Annotated in this window: 15 protein-coding genes; 7 read left to right on the top strand and 8 right to left on the bottom strand. The window is 68.3% G+C overall.

The features are described 5' to 3' along the window. Nucleotides 1–7: 7 nt before the first annotated feature. Nucleotides 8–742: a hypothetical protein gene (locus AB0C30_RS16345; RefSeq protein WP_357944001.1), complete on the bottom strand. Its 735-nt coding sequence runs from the start codon at nucleotides 740–742 to the stop codon at nucleotides 8–10. Nucleotides 743–805: 63 nt separating this feature from the next. After that, on the bottom strand, nucleotides 806–2,197 hold the full coding sequence (locus AB0C30_RS16350; RefSeq protein WP_357944003.1) for a sigma 54-interacting transcriptional regulator: 1,392 nt from the start codon (nucleotides 2,195–2,197) through the stop codon (nucleotides 806–808). Between the two features lie 171 nt (nucleotides 2,198–2,368). Between AB0C30_RS16350 and AB0C30_RS16355 the strand changes: the two genes are divergently transcribed. Continuing rightward, nucleotides 2,369–3,553 (top strand): FIST N-terminal domain-containing protein, encoded by a 1,185-nt coding sequence (locus tag AB0C30_RS16355; protein ID WP_357944607.1) that lies wholly within the window; start codon nucleotides 2,369–2,371, stop codon nucleotides 3,551–3,553. Between the two features lie 45 nt (nucleotides 3,554–3,598). Here AB0C30_RS16355 and AB0C30_RS16360 read toward each other — a convergent pair whose 3' ends face one another. Together AB0C30_RS16360 and hppD are read right to left on the bottom strand one after the other, a co-directional pair. Beyond that, entirely contained in the window at nucleotides 3,599–5,011 is a 1,413-nt protein-coding gene (locus tag AB0C30_RS16360) for a M1 family metallopeptidase (protein WP_357944005.1), read from the bottom strand. A gap of 168 nt (nucleotides 5,012–5,179) precedes the next feature. After that, a complete protein-coding gene (gene hppD, locus AB0C30_RS16365) occupies nucleotides 5,180–6,289 on the bottom strand; it encodes a 4-hydroxyphenylpyruvate dioxygenase (RefSeq protein WP_357944007.1) in 1,110 nt (369 codons plus the stop codon). A 103-nt stretch (nucleotides 6,290–6,392) separates the two neighbouring features. Between hppD and AB0C30_RS16370 the strand changes: the two genes are divergently transcribed. Then, nucleotides 6,393–6,872, top strand: coding sequence for an Lrp/AsnC family transcriptional regulator (locus tag AB0C30_RS16370; protein WP_357944009.1), 480 nt, complete (start codon nucleotides 6,393–6,395; stop codon nucleotides 6,870–6,872). A gap of 125 nt (nucleotides 6,873–6,997) precedes the next feature. Beyond that, nucleotides 6,998–9,124, top strand: coding sequence for a transglycosylase domain-containing protein (locus tag AB0C30_RS16375; RefSeq protein ID WP_357944011.1), 2,127 nt, complete (start codon nucleotides 6,998–7,000; stop codon nucleotides 9,122–9,124). 56 nt (nucleotides 9,125–9,180) lie between these two features. On the opposite strand, the gene AB0C30_RS16380 is transcribed toward AB0C30_RS16375, so the two are convergent. Continuing rightward, nucleotides 9,181–11,151, bottom strand: a complete 1,971-nt coding sequence (locus tag AB0C30_RS16380) for a thioredoxin domain-containing protein (protein WP_357944013.1) — start codon at nucleotides 11,149–11,151, stop codon at nucleotides 9,181–9,183. 142 nt (nucleotides 11,152–11,293) lie between these two features. Between AB0C30_RS16380 and AB0C30_RS16385 the strand changes: the two genes are divergently transcribed. Further along, nucleotides 11,294–11,647: a Uma2 family endonuclease gene (locus AB0C30_RS16385; protein ID WP_357944609.1), complete on the top strand. Its 354-nt coding sequence runs from the start codon at nucleotides 11,294–11,296 to the stop codon at nucleotides 11,645–11,647. Nucleotides 11,648–11,749: 102 nt separating this feature from the next. After that, nucleotides 11,750–12,901 carry a hypothetical protein gene (locus AB0C30_RS16390; protein WP_357944015.1) on the top strand — a complete coding sequence of 384 codons (1,152 nt, stop codon included), beginning with the start codon at nucleotides 11,750–11,752 and terminating at the stop codon, nucleotides 12,899–12,901. Nucleotides 12,902–12,910: 9 nt separating this feature from the next. Here the strand turns inward: AB0C30_RS16390 and AB0C30_RS16395 are convergent, their stop codons facing one another. The 3 genes from AB0C30_RS16395 to mca form a co-directional block, all read right to left on the bottom strand. After that, nucleotides 12,911–13,204 (bottom strand): GNAT family N-acetyltransferase, encoded by a 294-nt coding sequence (locus AB0C30_RS16395; RefSeq protein ID WP_357944017.1) that lies wholly within the window; start codon nucleotides 13,202–13,204, stop codon nucleotides 12,911–12,913. Continuing rightward, a complete protein-coding gene (locus tag AB0C30_RS16400) occupies nucleotides 13,205–13,369 on the bottom strand; it encodes a hypothetical protein (RefSeq protein ID WP_357944019.1) in 165 nt (54 codons plus the stop codon). It abuts the gene before it with no gap. Nucleotides 13,370–13,433: 64 nt separating this feature from the next. Further along, nucleotides 13,434–14,318, bottom strand: coding sequence for a mycothiol conjugate amidase Mca (gene mca, locus AB0C30_RS16405; protein ID WP_357944021.1), 885 nt, complete (start codon nucleotides 14,316–14,318; stop codon nucleotides 13,434–13,436). 134 nt (nucleotides 14,319–14,452) lie between these two features. On the opposite strand from mca, the gene AB0C30_RS16410 reads away from it, so the two are divergent. Together AB0C30_RS16410 and greA are read left to right on the top strand one after the other, a co-directional pair. Further along, nucleotides 14,453–14,875 (top strand): DUF4307 domain-containing protein, encoded by a 423-nt coding sequence (locus AB0C30_RS16410; RefSeq protein WP_357944023.1) that lies wholly within the window; start codon nucleotides 14,453–14,455, stop codon nucleotides 14,873–14,875. Between the two features lie 105 nt (nucleotides 14,876–14,980). Continuing rightward, nucleotides 14,981–15,481 (top strand): transcription elongation factor GreA, encoded by a 501-nt coding sequence (gene greA / locus AB0C30_RS16415; protein WP_225296428.1) that lies wholly within the window; start codon nucleotides 14,981–14,983, stop codon nucleotides 15,479–15,481. The last annotated feature ends 55 nt before the right edge of the window (nucleotides 15,482–15,536 follow it).

The following is a 15,536-nucleotide window of genomic DNA, read 5'->3' on the forward strand; positions in this document are numbered from 1 at the left end:
ACGAGGGCTACGCGTCCCCGAAGACCTCACGCACACCGGAGAGTTCGTTGACGTCCGGCACGTAATCGACCTGTACGAGCACCGGATGCTTGACCGTCTTGAGGGCTTTGGTGAAGTCGCGGCTCTGGCACGCCTTCTTGCCGAGGCCGTGCTTGTCGGCGTTGACCGGCTTGCCGGCCAGCCAGCCGTCGCCGCAGCGCTTGGTGGTCCTGGCGAACGACATCAGGTTCGTGTAACCGAGCTTGAACGTCCTGCCCGCCCCGGTGAACAGGACCGTCGTGTCGTCGACCCGCTTGACCGTGCCTCGGGCCGTGCGCGGTGAGGGCCACTTGGCCAGCACTTCATTGATCTTAACGGCCTCGGCGCCGCGATACTCGACGCGGACCGGCGCGGGCCCGGCCGCCAGCTTGTCGGTCAGGGCGTCGGCCTGGCAGACGGTGGTGCCCAGACCCTTGCGGTCGATCGCCACGCGCCCCTCGGTCTCCTTGAGGTCGCAGGCGACGGTCACCCGCCGGAACGCCGCCTTGGCGTAGTCGAGCCGCAACTCCTTCGCGCCGGAGACGGCCTTGAACGTGTGGAGCGGCTTGCGGTACGTGGCGGTCATGGGCGTGATGCGGATTTCGGTCGCACCGGCCGCCCAGGCGTACCCGTACACGATCTTGGTGTCCGCGGCATCGGCGGGGACGGCGAGAGCGCACAAGGCGGTGGCGCTCAGGGCGGTGGCACAGACAAGCAGACGCATGGGCGGTCTCCCCCGACGGCGTGATCAATTCATCACGTTCGACGTGTGAGACCGCCCGAATGTTCACGTCCGGTAGACGGAGACCCCGTCCACGTCGTCCTTGGACAGGCGGCGCATGAGATACAGGCCCTCCAGGGCGAACTCCAGCGCGGCCGCCGCGTGTCCCGGCGACTCCTCGCCCTCGCCCATGCCCAGCCGCGACATGACCTTCGCCAGTCCGCTGACCGGGCCGATGCGGCGCAGCAGTTCGGCGGCCGGGATCAGCTCGCCGGACTCCACCTGGTTGCCCTCGGCGAACTTGTCCGTCAGCGGCGACAGGTCCATGCCGCCCAACCGGCTCCTGAACGTCTCGGCCGTGGCCCGGCGGAGCAGATGGGAGAGGATCTCGGTCTCCCTGCCCTCCTCGCTGACCTCGAACTCCACCTTGCCGCGCAGGCTGTGGACGACGCTGGTCAGGTCGCAGACGCGGGCGACGGCCTGCTCCTCGCCGGCGATCGCCCCCCTGCGTACGGCGGAGGCCATGGCGGTCTCGGCGGCCGCGATCGAGAACCGCGCCGACACGCCGGAGCGGGCGTCGACCGCGGTGGACTCGCGGACCAGGCGGGTGAACCGGGCGATCACCTCCACCAGGTGCTCGGGGAGGTCCGCCCCGATGTCCGGCATGGACTCCTGGCGGATGAGCACCAGCTCGTCCTCGACCGTCAACGGGTAATGGGTACGGATCTCGGCGCCGAAGCGGTCCTTCAGCGGGGTGATGATCCGGCCCCTGTTGGTGTAGTCCTCGGGGTTGGCGCTGGCGATGAGCAGGATGTCGAGCGGCAGGCGCAGGTTGTAGCCGCGCACCTGGATGTCGCGCTCCTCCAGCACGTTCAGCAGCGACACCTGGATGCGCTCGGCCAGGTCGGGCAGCTCGTTGACGGAGAACACGCCCCGGTTGGTGCGCGGCACCAGCCCGTAGTGGACGGTCTCCGGGTCGCCGAGCGTCCGGCCCTCGGCGATCTTGATCGGGTCCACGTCGCCGATCAGGTCGCCGACGGAGGTGTCGGGGGTAGCGAGCTTCTCGCCGTAGCGCTCGTCGCGATGCTTCCACGCCACGGGCAACTCGTCGCCCAACTCTCGCGCGAGCGTGATGCAGCGCGTACAGGCCGGTGCGTACGGATGGTCGTTGATCTCGCACCCGTCGACCACCGGGGTCCACTCGTCCAGCAGCCCGGTGACGGTGCGGATGAGTCGGGTCTTGCCCTGGCCCCGCTCACCGAGCAGGACGAGGTCGTGCCCGGCGAGTAGCGCCCGCTCCAAGTGGGGCAGGACGGAGTCGTCGAAGCCCACGATGCCTGGAAAACGGGGCTCACCTGCCCGCAACTTGGCCAGCAGGTTTTCGCGGACCTCTGCTTTCACGGTGCGATGAACGTGACCGCTCTCTCGCAGCTCGCGGATATTTAGAGGCTGATGCACGGGAACGAGACTACGTCCCCTGGGACCACTGCGGCAGACACTTTCGCATCTGGCGGAGATTTCGGATCTTGACTATTGCGTGACGGTTCGTGCGCGTGCTTGTTCCTTTTATGGGGAGAATCGGTTCCTAGGGAACTTCGACCCGCTGAGGAGGCGAGATCCGTGGCTGTGATGACGAGCCGCTTCGCCGACGGCCTCGCCGTGGGTTCCGACCTGGTGGAGGCCGCGGAGCGTGCTGTCGGTCAGGCCCTGTCGAGGCTCAGCGGCGAGGCGGACCTGGTGTGCTTCTTCATCTGCGGCGACGATCCGGACGAGGTCGCCAGGGCGGGGGAGTGCGCGATGAGGCTGGCCCCCGAGGCCCACGTGATCGGCTGCAGCGCCACCGGCGTGATCGGTGACGGGCAGGGGATCGAGCTGACGTCCGCCGTGAGCGCGTGGGCGGCCACGCTGGACGGGGCCGAGCTGACCACGTTCGCGCTGGAGACGCTGACCGCCGAGGACCGGTTCGTGGTGGTGGGGCTGCCGGAGCGGACACCTGATGATCACGTGGCGATCCTGCTGGCCGATCCGTACACCTTCCCCACGGACGCGTTCGTGGAGCGTTCCGTGGACGTGCTCGGTAATCTGCCGCTGATCGGCGGGCTGGCCAACGGGATGCGGGGCCGGGGGTCGGTCCGGCTCTTCGCCGACGGCGAGATCTACACCGAGGGCGCCATCGGCGTGCTGCTCAGCGGCTCCGTACGGGTCAGCACAGTGGTCAGCCAGGGCTGCCGGCCGATCGGCCCGACCATGGTCGTCACCCGCTCCGAGGAGAACCTGCTGCTGGAGCTGGCCGGCCAACCGGCCCTGGCCCGGCTGGAGGACATCGTCAGCGAGCTCGACGAGGACGACCGCGAACTGGTCGCCGCCGGCCTGCAGATCGGCGTGGCCATGGACGAGTACGCCGAACGGCACGAACGCGGCGACTTCCTCATCAGAGGCGTGATCGGCATCGACCCGGAACGCGAGGCCGTGGCCATCGGCGACGTCGTGGACGTCGGCAGGACCGTACGCTTCCACGTGCGCGACGCGGCCACGGCGGACGAGGACCTCTACGACCTGCTCGACGCGCACCGGGAGGAGCTCGGCCGGATCGACGGCGCGCTGCTGTTCTCCTGCAACGGCCGGGGGTCGGCGATGTTCGGCACCGCCGACCACGATCCGGTGGCGCTGCGCGACACGCTCGGGCCGATCGGGCTCGCGGGCTTCTTCGCCGCGGGCGAGGTCGGCCCGGTGGGCGGCCAGAACCACGTGCACGGCTTCACGGCGTCCGTCCTGGTCTTCTCAGCGCCCGCGGGCACGCCCGGCGCCCCGTGAGCCTCGCGCTCAGGCGATCGGGCAGTCAGGTGATCGGGCAGGCGGTCAGGCGGCGGGTTTGGTCGGCTGGAAGAGCCAGGCGTCGAACAGCGGCGTGAGATCCTTGCCGGAGAGCTTCTCCGCCAGCGCGATGAACTCGTCCGTCGTGACGTTGCCGTATTTGTGGTCGGCCGTCCATGTCTTCAGCAGCGTGAAGAAGGTCTCGTCGCCGATGGCCTTGCGCAGGGCGTGGAGGGTCAGTCCGCCCCGGGTGTAGACCGAGTCGTTGAACAGGTCTTTGGGCTGGGCCCGGCCCGGGGGATATTTCCACATCGGCTCGCTCGCGGCGCGGTTGTAGAAGGTCTGGAAGAGCCGGTCGGCGGTGTTGGTGCCCTTGTGCTCGGCCCAGAGCCACTCGGCATAGGTGGCGAAGCCCTCGTTGAGCCACAGGTCGCGCCAGCGCTTGATGCTCACGCTGTCGCCGAACCACTGGTGGGCCAGCTCGTGCGCGATGATGCTCTGGTCGGGCTCGAAGCCGCCGTAGAGCGGCTTGGTCTGGTTTTCCAGGGCGTAGCCGGCCGAGAAGTCGTCGACTATGCCGCCCGTGGAGGAGAACGGGTAGGGCCCGAAGACCTTGCTCCAGTAGTCGGTGACCTCGCCCGAGATGTTGTAGAGATCGTCGAGCGAGGCGCGGTGCTTGGGATCGACCGCCGCGAAGTTGGGGATGCCGCCCGGCGTGCGGCCCTTGCGCAGCTCGAACTTGCCGATCGTGGCCGTCGCGAGATAGCTCACCATCGGATGCCGCTCGCGCCACCGGAAAGTGGTCTTGCCGTCGGTGGTCGTGGGCTCGCCGACCTGCTCGCCGTTGGCCAGCGCGGTCACGCCGTCGGGCACGGTGATCGCGAAGTCGTAGGCCGCCTTGTCGGCTGGGTGGTCGTTGACCGGATACCAGGTCTTGGCGCCGTCGGGCTCACAGGCCACGAAGGCGCCGTCGGGCGTCGGCACGAAGCCGAACGTGCCGAGGTTGGTGGAGTCCTTGATCGGCTTGGGCACGCCGGAGTAGGTCACTTTGATGGTGAAGTCGGCCTTGTTGGCCAGCGGCGTGGTGGGCAGCACACCGAGTTCGGTGCCGTTGCGCGAGAAGATGGCCTTCTCCCCGTTGACCGTGACCTCGCTCACGTCGAGGCCGGACAGGTCGAGGTCGAACCGCGAGAGCGCCTGCGTGGTCGTGGCCTTGATCGTCGCCACGCCGTCGAGGTGCTTGCTGCTCGGCGTGTAGCCGAGCTCGAGGCTGTAGTGGGAGACGTCGTAGCCGCCGTTGCCGTCAAGGGGGAAGTCGGGGTCACCGATGCCGGACGCGCCCGTGTCTCCGCTCACCGGCCGGGCCGCTGTGGGCGCTATGGCGCCGTTGGACGGCGCGCAGGCGAGGATGCTCAGAAGCGCCACGAGCGAAGCGGCCCTGCGCTGGTCAAACCCCATAGGCTGCGCTCTTCCCTTCGCTAAGTGACAGGAATTCTACGCGGAGTCAGGCATGGACCACGACCGTCTTCGCGGCTTTGGCATGCGGAGCCTGCTGGCGCGGGCCGAACGAATCCAGCCTAGGTCGAGCAGACTCCCCCTGCGCCGTCAGGGCAACGGCGGCGCGAGCTAAAGGTTGCCCCTTCGCTCCTGCTCCCGCTCGATGGCCTCGAACAACGCCTTGAAATTGCCCTTGCCGAAGCCGAGCGAGCCGTGCCGCTCGATGAGCTCGAAGAAGACCGTGGGCCGGTCCTGCACCGGCTTGGTGAAGATTTGCAAAAGGTAGCCGTCCTCGTCGCGGTCGACGAGGATCTTGCGCTTCTTCAGCTCCTCGATCGGCGCCCTGACCCGCCCGATGCGCGAGCGCAACTCGGGGTCGTCGTAGTAGGAGTCGGGGGTGTCCAGGAAGCTCACTCCGGCCGCGCGCATGTGGTCGACCGTGGTCAGGATGTCGTTGGTGGCCAGCGCGACGTGCTGTACGCCCGGCCCGCGGTAGAACTCCAGATATTCGTCGATCTGCGATTTCTTGCGACTTACGGCCGGCTCGTTCAGCGGGAACTTGACCTTGCGGCTCCCGTCGGCCACGACCTTGGACATCAACGCCGAGTACTCGGTGGCGATGTCGTCGCCGACGAACTCCGCCATGTTGGTGAAGCCCATCACGTGCTTGTAGAACTCCACCCACTCGTCCATCCGGCCCAGTTCGACGTTGCCCACACAGTGGTCGACGGCCTGGAACAGTCGTCCGGACTTGGTCGTGGGCGGGGCGACGAGCGGCTCGGCGGGCACGTACCCGGGCAGGTAGGCGCCGCTGTAGTTGGCCCTGTCGACGAGCGTGTGCCGCGTCTCGCCGTACGTGGCGATCGCCGCGAGCACCACCTTGCCCCGCTCGTCCTCCAGCGTGTACGGCTCCGCCAGCCCGCGGGCCCCCTGCTCCACGGCGTGCCGATAGGCGGCCTCCACGTCCGGCACCTCGATGGCCAGGTCGATCACCCCGTCACCGTGCTCGGCGACGTGGCGGGCCAGGTCGGTCCCCGGCCGGATCGAGGCCCGGAACTCGAACCTGGCGCTCCCCGAGGTCAGGACATAGGCCGCCTCGTCGCGGCTGCCGTTCTCCGGCCCGCGATAGGCCACCAGTCGCATGCCGAACGCGGTCGAGTAGTAGTGAGCCGCCTGCCTGGCGTTGCCCACGGCGAACACCACGGCGTGCATCCCGTTAACCGGAAAGACATCAGTCATAGCATCAATATTTGGATTCCCTGGACGAGTTGAGCAACAGTTACTTTTTTGACTAGACAATATGTACGGCCCACCCCCATGTAGAGGAGGAGATCTGTACACCATGACGATCGACCAACTGGACGCCCGGCTGATCGCCCTCCTGGCCGCCGAGCCGCGCCTGGGCGTACTGGAGTGCTCGCGCCGGCTGGGCGTGGCCCGCGGCACCGTGCAGGCCCGGCTCGACCGGCTGATCGCCAGAGGGGTGATCACCGGGTTCGGACCCGACATCTCGCCGGTGGCGCTCGGCTACGACGTCACCGCGTTCGTGACGATGGAGATCAGGCAGGTCGCCGGGCACGACCCGGTCGCGCACCGGCTGGCCCACATCCCCGAGGTGCTGGAGGTCCACACGATCACCGGCGGCAGCGACCTGCTCTGCCGGGTGGTGGCGCGGACGAACGCCGATCTGCAGCGGGTGATCGACCAGATCGTCGAAGTTCAGGGTGTTCTCAGGACTTCTTCGATCATCGCCCTCGACACACCTGTTCCCTACCGCGTTTTGCCATTGGTGGCGAATGTTCCCCAGCGCGAAACGCGCTAGCCGTACTATCGCGGGAGGGGACGAGGCACCGTTATCGATCGCTTAACCTTGACATTCGCCCAGCTGACGGGGGTCTGGTGAGGCGCGATAGGGGGTTGTGGGTGCGGATCGGTGGTGAAAAAGGCATGCGAAAGCGGCGAATCCTTAAACGGCTGTTGATCGTTTTCGGCGCCGGGATCCTCTTGGCCATAGGGCTTTTCGCCGTCGCGTGGGCGATGACCCCGATCCCCGACAGCACCCAGAAGGACGCCACGGCCCAGGGGTCGGTGATCTACTACCGCGACGGCAAGAGCGTGCTCGCCAAGAAGGGCATCGACCGCAGGAACGTTCCGCTGGACAAGGTTCCCCAGCACGTACGTGACGCGGTGATAGCAGCCGAGAACCGCTCCTTCTACCAAGACGGCGGCGTCTCGGTCAAAGGCACCGCGCGAGCCGTGTGGTCCACCATCTCCGGGCAGCAGCTCCAGGGCGGCTCGACCATCACCCAGCAGCTGGTCCGCAACTACTACAGCGGCCTCAGCCAGGAACGGTCCATCACCCGCAAGTTCAAGGAGATCATGATCTCCATCAAGGTCGACCAGTCCAAGTCCAAGGACTGGGTCCTTGAGCAGTACCTCAACACGATCTACTTCGGCCGCGGCGCCAACGGCGCCCAGGCGGCCGCGCAGGCGTACTTCGGCAAGGACGTCGGCAAGCTGAGCGTGGCCGAGGGCGCCTACCTGGCCGCGGTGATCCAGCAGCCCAGCCGCTTCGCCGACCCCAAGGGCGCCGACCTCGACGCCGCCGAGGCCCGCTGGCAGGCCGTGATCGACGCCATGCGGCAGACGGGCAAGCTCACCGCCGAGCAGGCCGCCGCCCAGACGTTCCCGGCGCTCAAGGCGCCGAAGAAGCCGTTCGAGCTCAAGGGCCAGGCCCAGTACATGCTCGACCAGGTCACCGCCGAGCTCAACCGGCGCGGCTACACCGACGAGGACATCAACGGCGGCGGGCTGAGAATCGTCACGACGTTCGACAAGAAGCTCATGCTCGCGGCCGAGAACGCGGTCAAGACCGTGCTGCCCGACTCGACGCCCAAGAAGGTCCGCACCGGGCTGGCGGCCGTCGATCCGGCCACCGGCGAGGTCGTCGCCTTCTACGGCGGCCGCCCCGACCGCTCCGAGTACTACGACAACGCCTTCTCGGCCAAGGTGATGGCCGGCTCCACGTTCAAGCCGTACACGCTGGCCGCCGCGCTCAACAACGGCTTCGACCTGTCCACCAGGGTCAACGGCAACTCGCCGATGCGCGTGGCCTCGGCCAGCAAGCCCATCCCCAACGACAGCGACCGCTCGTACGGCGAGATCAACCTGATCAGCGCCACCCAGAACTCCGTCAACACCGCCTTCGTCGACCTCGGCCAGAAGGTCGGTCTCGACAAGGTGGCCGCCACCGCGGTCGCGGCGGGCATCCCGGAGGCGCAGCTCAAGCAGCACGAGTCGGCCGCCACGTTCCCGCTCGGCGTCGCCTCGCTGAGCGCCGTGCAGAACGCCTCCGGCTTCTCCTCCTTCGCCAACAAGGGCGTCCACATGGAGGCGCACGTCGTGAAGTCGGTGACCGCCCCCGGCAGCAAGAAGAACGTGATCAAGGGCGCGTCCACCCAGGTGGTCAGCGAGCAGGCCGCCGCCGACACCACGTACGCGATGCAGCAGGTCGTCAAGTACGGCACCGGCGCCGCGGCCAGGCTGTACGACCGTCCGGTGGCCGGCAAGACGGGCACCACGGACAACTCCCAGGCGGTCTGGTTCAACGGCTTCACGCCGCAACTGGCCGTCGCGGTCGACATGTTCCGCGAGGACAACAAGCCGGTGGAGATCCCCGGCTACGGGGTGCAGTTCGGCGGCCAGTTGCCCGCGCAGATCTGGCGGGCGTTCATGACCGAGGCCATGGCGGGCAAGCCGGTCATGGAGTTCCCCGAGCCGTCGGACTACGGCTATGGCTCCGACGACTGGGGCCGCACCGACCAGCGCCAGGACATGCCGCAGGAACCGCAGCACACCCAGGCACCCGACCCGTGGTCCTCGCCCACTCCTGAGGTCACCGAGCAGCCGAGCACGGAGCAGCCCACCACGCAGGGCCCCGACACGCAGCAGGACCCGCCCCGGCAGAACGACACCGGCGGCCCGCCCACCGGCGAGCCGGACGCCCCTACGACCGGCCCCGACGAGAACAACACCGGCCGGTGGAGCGACACCGGCCGATCACCGGTCGGCTAGGCCTCGGCTGAGCCGGTCATGGGCCGGCTAGGCCGATCGTCGGCCGGCTGGGCCGGTCATCGGCCGGCTAGTTCGGCCCGCAGCTCCTCGGGTGTGGTGACGGGCATCCGGCAGGTGAAGCCCCGGCACACGTACGCGGCGGGGGCGCCGCCGACTGGTCCGCGGCCTTCCAGCAGCTCGGGCCCGCCCGGCGGCACTCCTTCGCCGTCGCCCAGCGCGACCACCAGACCGGGAACGTCGGCCAGCAGCGCCTCGCGGTGCAGCGCCCGCGTACGCGGATCGTCCATCGGCCCGACGACCGCCACTTCGACGGGACCACTGAGCGCCGCCCGCGCCACGGTCAGCCCCCAGCCGGCGAACCGCGCGTGCCCGGTGGCCAGCACGGACACCGTGCCCAGCGCAGCGTAGGCGGCCTCACGGTGCCGTGTGGACCCCGTCAGCGCCGAGTAGGACAGCAGCGCCCCGGCGGCGGCGTACTGTCCCGACGGGGTCGCGTTGTCGGTGGGATCCTGTGGCCGCTGGAACAGCCGTTCGGCGTCGTCGGCCGTGTCGTAGAACCCGCCCTCGCCGTCCTCGAACCGGTCGAGCACGGTGTCGAGCAGCGAGCCCGCCAGCCGGTGCCAGCGCGTCTCCCCGGTCACGCCGTAGAGGGCGATCAGCCCCTCGGCCAGGTTCGCGTAGTCCTCCAGGACTCCGGCGTTGCGGCCCGCCCGCCCGTCGCGCGAGGTCCGCAGCAACCTGCCGCCGTCCATGTGCACGTCTTCGAGCAGCTCCGCCGCCCGCCGGGCGGCCGCCACCAGGTCCGGCCGGTCGAACACCGTGCCGGTCTCCGCCAGGGCGGCGATGGCCAGGCCGTTCCACGAGGCCACGACCTTGTCGTCACGACCCGGCCGGACCCGCCGCTCCCTGGCGGCGAGCAACCGCGCCCGTACGTCGTCGAACCGCGCCGCATCATCCGCGTCAGGGTCGGTGAGCAGCTGCAGCACCGACGTGCCGTGCTCGAACGTCCCCCGCACCTCGAAGAGCCGCGTGGCCCAGTCCCCGTCCTCCTCGCCGAGCACCTCACGCAGCTGCTCCGGCGTCCAGACGTAGAACCGGCCCTCCTCGCCCTCACTGTCGGCGTCGAGCGCCGAGGCGAAACCGCCCTCGGCGGTACGCAGCTCACGCAGCAGCCACTCGGCCGTCTCCAGCGCCACCCGCCGGGCGAGGGGCGTCCGGCTCGCCTTCCACCAGTGCGTGTAGACCCGCAGCAGCAGCGCGTTGTCGTACAGCATCTTCTCGAAGTGCGGTACCACCCAGCCCGCGTCGACGCTGTAGCGCGCGAAGCCGCCGCCGAGCTGGTCGTACATCCCGCCGCGCGCCATCGACTCCAGCGTGCGGCCGCTCATCTCGGTCTCGCCGGAGCGCAGCAGGAACTCCAGCACCATCGACGGCGGGAACTTGGGCGCGCCGCCGAACCCGCCGCGGACCTTGTCGAACGACTCCCGCAGATTCCGTACGGCCAGCGCCAGCGTCTCCTCGCCGGGCAGCGGCCCGGTGGGCAGCGTCGTGTGCGCGTTGAGCGCCTCGACCACCTTCGACCCCTGCTCGGTCACGCTCGCCCGGTCACCGGCCCACGCGTCGCGCACACCACGCAGCAGCCGCTGGAACTGGAGCCGCGGGAAGTAGGTGCCGCAGTAGAAGGGATGGCCCTCGGGCGTGGCGAACACCGTCATCGGCCAGCCGCCCTGATGGATCATGGCCTGGGTGGCGCTCATGTAGACGGCGTCGACGTCGGGCCGCTCCTCGCGGTCCACTTTGATGTTGACGAAGTGCTCGTTCATCAGCCGCGCGGTGTCGGCGTCCTCGAAACTCTCGTGCGCCATCACGTGACACCAGTGGCACGCAGAGTAGCCGACCGACAGCAGAACGGGTACATCGCGCCGTCGCGCTTCCTCGAACGCCTCCGGCGTCCAGGGCCACCAGTCGACCGGATTGTCAGCGTGCTGAAGCAGATACGGCGACGTTGCATCAGCTAGCCGGTTCATACGATTCAGCCTCTCACAATGCCCATCCCGTCGGTGAGGCCCCGCACGGGCTCTGCCCCGCTCAGTCGGCAAGGCAATCGCGCTCTTCCGAGATCAGGCGCCTCGGCATCGCAGACAGTAAACTGAGCTCGGCAGCGCTGAACTGTCGAGGCTCCTCGAAGGAGGCACACACCTCACCAACCGCCGTCCGGACGTCATCGTCTACCGGGCGGAGACCATCGACCTCACGCCCACCCGCCCCGAACACGTACTCCTGGTAGTCGAGGTCGTATCGCCCGGCTCAGAGACCACCGACCGAATCGTGAAGGTGGACCAGTACGCCAAGGCCGGCATCCCCTTCTACTGGCGTATCGAACAGGCCGCAACCGGTGTCCCCATCATCTACACCTACGTTCTCGACCCGGCCACCAATGCCTACAGGGACGGCGAAATGTTCACCGGAGTGATCAAGACTGCCGCCCCCTTCTCCGTCACCGTGGATCTGGGAGCCACCTGACAACCAGCATTCGCTTGGGCGGCATCATCAACAGCCGGCCGACGGAGATCGGTCACGCGCACACGCGTGTGGTGGGGACGGCGGGGGCGTAGGTTACGGAGCGTGGATCTGGACTTCGTGTGCACGCATGCCGGCCGCCCCGCCGCCGCCCTCACCCGCAGGGACGTGGCCCGCGCCTTGCTCGCCGTGCCCTCCGGGGTGGCGCTGGTGGCGCTGCCCGACCTGCGGCGCGCGTTGATGGCCGCGGGCAACCCGCTCTCCCTGGCGTTCTGGGAGTCGGCCAGGGCGACACTGGGCGCGATCGAGTCGGGTGTCGCCACGGTCGGCGACGTGCAGCGCTGGGTCGAGTCGACCGGCACCGAGCCCATGCTGATGACGCCCGGCTACTTCGTCTGGCCGGAGGAGGACGAGCGCGGGCCGGTGGCCGAGGAGATGTTCTCGCTGCTCGTGCGGTATCTGGAGGAACGCGTCAGCGCGGGGGAGATCGATCCCGACGCGCTGGTCGCCGGTGACTCGGGGGCCCGCAGGACGTACGAGGAGCTTCAGGAGCGCTGGCTGAGCGAGCCGCAGCCCGACGGCCGGGTGCCCGGGTTCGCGGTCAGTGATGAGCAGGACGAGGAGCTGTTCGCCGCCTGGGACGAGGAGGAGGCGTTCGCGCTGGCCGAGCTGCGGCGGATCGTCGGCGAGCTGCCCAAGCCGCCCGAGCTGCCCGCCGACGAGCTGCGGCGGGCCGGGACACTGCTGCGTGAGCTGCTGGTCCTGCCCGGCTATCCGGCGAACGTGCTGCGGGCCTGCGCCGGGCTTGACGACCGGCCGATGCCCGAGGACGACGGCGAGCTCTGGCTGTCGGTGGCGGCCGGCATCGCCGGGCCCATCTCCGACCTGTCGGAGGCCGGCGACAGCCTGGAGGAGTTCGCGGACCTCGACGGCGACCTCAGCCACGAGGACACCGTGCTGGCCAACCTGTGCGCCATCCAGCACGCCGACTGGCTGGCCGCGGTGGCAGCCCTGACCAGGCTGGGGCCTGGCGTGCTCGCCTCGCCCGAGCGGCTGGCCCGGCTCATCGCCGAGTCGGAGGACATCGACATCGACGACCAGGACGCCGACGACCTCGACGCGACCGAGCGGCTGTTCGTGCCGGTGGTCACCTTGTGGGGCTATCTGGGCATCGTCGACACCGAGGACGTGCTCACCCCGCTGGGCTGGTGGGGCCTGCCCAAGGCCCTCGAACGCGCGTGGTCCCCTAGCGACTGACGCGCCTGGTCACTCAGCGGCTGAGCCGTCGACCAGGTCCTTGTACTGGGGGTGGCGCTCGATGTACTTGCCGACGTACGGGCAGAGGGGCACCACCCGCAGGCCGGTGTCCCTGCTCGCGTCGAGCGCGTGCCCGACCAGCTTGCCCGCCAGGCCCTGCCCCTCATGCTCGGGCAGCACCTCGGTGTGCGTGAAGACGATCTTCGTGGGCAGCAGACGGTAGTCGGCGAACCCGGCGACCGTGCCGTCCACGAGAATCTCGAACCGGCTCTCCGCCACGTTGTCGACTATTTCGACCGGCATCTATTCGGCCTTCTTGTCGTCGATGTCGGCCGCCCGGGGCACCTGGATCTTCGACATCTGCTTGTTCATCGATTTGATCAGGACGTACAGGGCGACCCCGATGAGGGCGACGACGACGAAGCCGAGCAGGCCCGGACTCACATCACCCGCTGCGAGAGTTATCACTCCTCCAGTCTGCCACCGGGGGGTCATGCTCCGGTCAGTGGCAGGCGGCAGGCGTGGATTCGGGTCAGTGACAGGCGGCGGAGACCTCGTCGGCGTGGATTCCGGCGAACAGATCGTCTTCCGGCAGCTCGGTGTCGACCAGGGAGCGCGCCAGGTGGTAGTCCTCGGTCGGCCAGATCTCCTGCTGGAGCTCGCGCGGGCAGACGAACCAGAAGCCGTCGGGGTCCACCTGGGTGGCGTGCGCGAGCAGCGCCTCGTCGCGCAGCTCGAAGTAGTCGGCGCAGGGCACCCGGGTCGTCACCGGCCACTTGGCGGGCCGGTCCTCCCAGCGGGAGATCCAGTCGGAGTAGGGGGAGCCCATGCCGCGCGAGGTCATCGCGTCGTGCAGCGCCTCGAACCGCTCCTTGGTGAAGCCCATTTGGTAGTAAAGCTTCAGCGGCTGCCACGGGTCGCCGGTGCCCGGGTAGCGGTCGGGGTCGCCGGCCGCCTCGAACGCCTCCACCGAGACCCGGTTGGTCATGATGTGGTCGGGGTGCGGGTAGCCACCGTCGTCGTCGTAGGTGACGATGACGTGCGGCCTGAACGCGCGCACGGCGGCCACAAGGGGCGCGGAGGCGTCTTCGAGCTTCTGCACCGCGAAGCAGCCCTCGGGCAGCTCCTCCTCCTCGTTCTCCGGCAGGCCGGAGTCGACGAAGCCCATGAACTCCTGCTGAACTCCAAGAATCTCCCGCGCGCGGGCCATTTCCGCTTTGCGGACCTCGCCGATGTTGTCGACGATCTCCGGCCGGTCCATCTTGGGGTTGAGCACAGAGCCTCGCTCACCGCCCGTGAGCGTACAAACCAGCACGTCAACGCCTTCACGGACGTAGCGCGCCATCGTGGCGGCGCCCTTGCTCGACTCGTCGTCGGGGTGGGCGTGGACGGCCATCAGCCTCAACGGTGCACTCACGGGCTCGATGTCTCCTCAGTTGGACCGATCACTTGCCCAGAGAGGTTAGGTTCAGCTGGGCGGTCGCGAGGGCGTGACCCCCGCAGGGAACAATTGTCTCGGATAACGCTGAGGGAGTGCAGGGAGATTCCGCCATGGCCACCGAAGATGTCGAGAGCCGTCCAGTTCTCGGCACACCCGACGACTTCCCCGACCGTCCTGAGCGCCGGGGCCGCTTCGTCGTGCACGTCGTCATCGGCGTGCTGGTGGCCATCATCGCAGGTGGCTGGGGCTACGTGATGTGGTCGATGACCGGCGGCAACACCGGGGCCATCCCCCAGGTGGTGTCGTTCCAGGCCAATCGCCCGGACGAGGCCGAGATCACCTTCGAGGTGAGCAAGCCGGCCGACCGGGTCGCCGTATGTCGTATCAGGGCCACAGATGTCAACCACGCAGAAGTGGGCAGCAGGGAAGTAAGAATTCCGGCTGGTGGGGGTACTAAGCAGCTCAAGGAGCGCCTGGACACGAGTGCCCAGGCCACGTCCGTCCACATCCAGTACTGCAATCTCGTAGAATGAGACGTTTGAGGAAGCGTACGAGCTGTTGAGTTGTTAGCCTTTCGCAATTCAACCGCACGCAACCTCTAGTGATCTCAGGGCCCCCTAGGCAAGCAAGGAGAACCCGTGGCCGACTCTCGCGATGAGAACGTCACATGGCTGACGCAGGAGGCGTACGACCGTCTCAAGGCGGAGTACGAATACCTCTCGGGCCCAGGGCGCGTCGACATCGCCAAGAAGATCGAGGCCGCCCGTGAGGAAGGTGACCTGAAGGAGAACGGCGGCTATCACGCGGCCAAGGATGAGCAGGGCAAGATGGAGGCCCGCATCTTCCACCTCCGGCAGATCATCGACAACGCCCAGGTGGGAGAGGCACCGAAGACCGAAGGGGTCGTCGGCCCCGGCATGACCGTGACGATCCGGTTCGTCCGTGACGACGATGAGGTGACCTTCCTGCTGGCGTCCCGTGAGGAGAGCGGCGCCCCGATCGACGTGTACTCGCCGAAATCGCCCCTTGGCGCGGCGATCAATGGTAAAAAGATCGGCGAAAAGGCGACCTACTCCATGCCCAACGGTCGCCAGAACACCGTCGAGATCCTCGAGGCCGTTCCGTACATCGGCAACTGACTTCCGAAGACACAACCCGCCGGGCCCACGACGGTCCGGCGGATTTTTCGCGTTC

The sequence above is a fragment of the Nonomuraea sp. NPDC048901 genome (assembly GCF_040649695.1).
Classification (GTDB): domain Bacteria; phylum Actinomycetota; class Actinomycetes; order Streptosporangiales; family Streptosporangiaceae; genus Nonomuraea.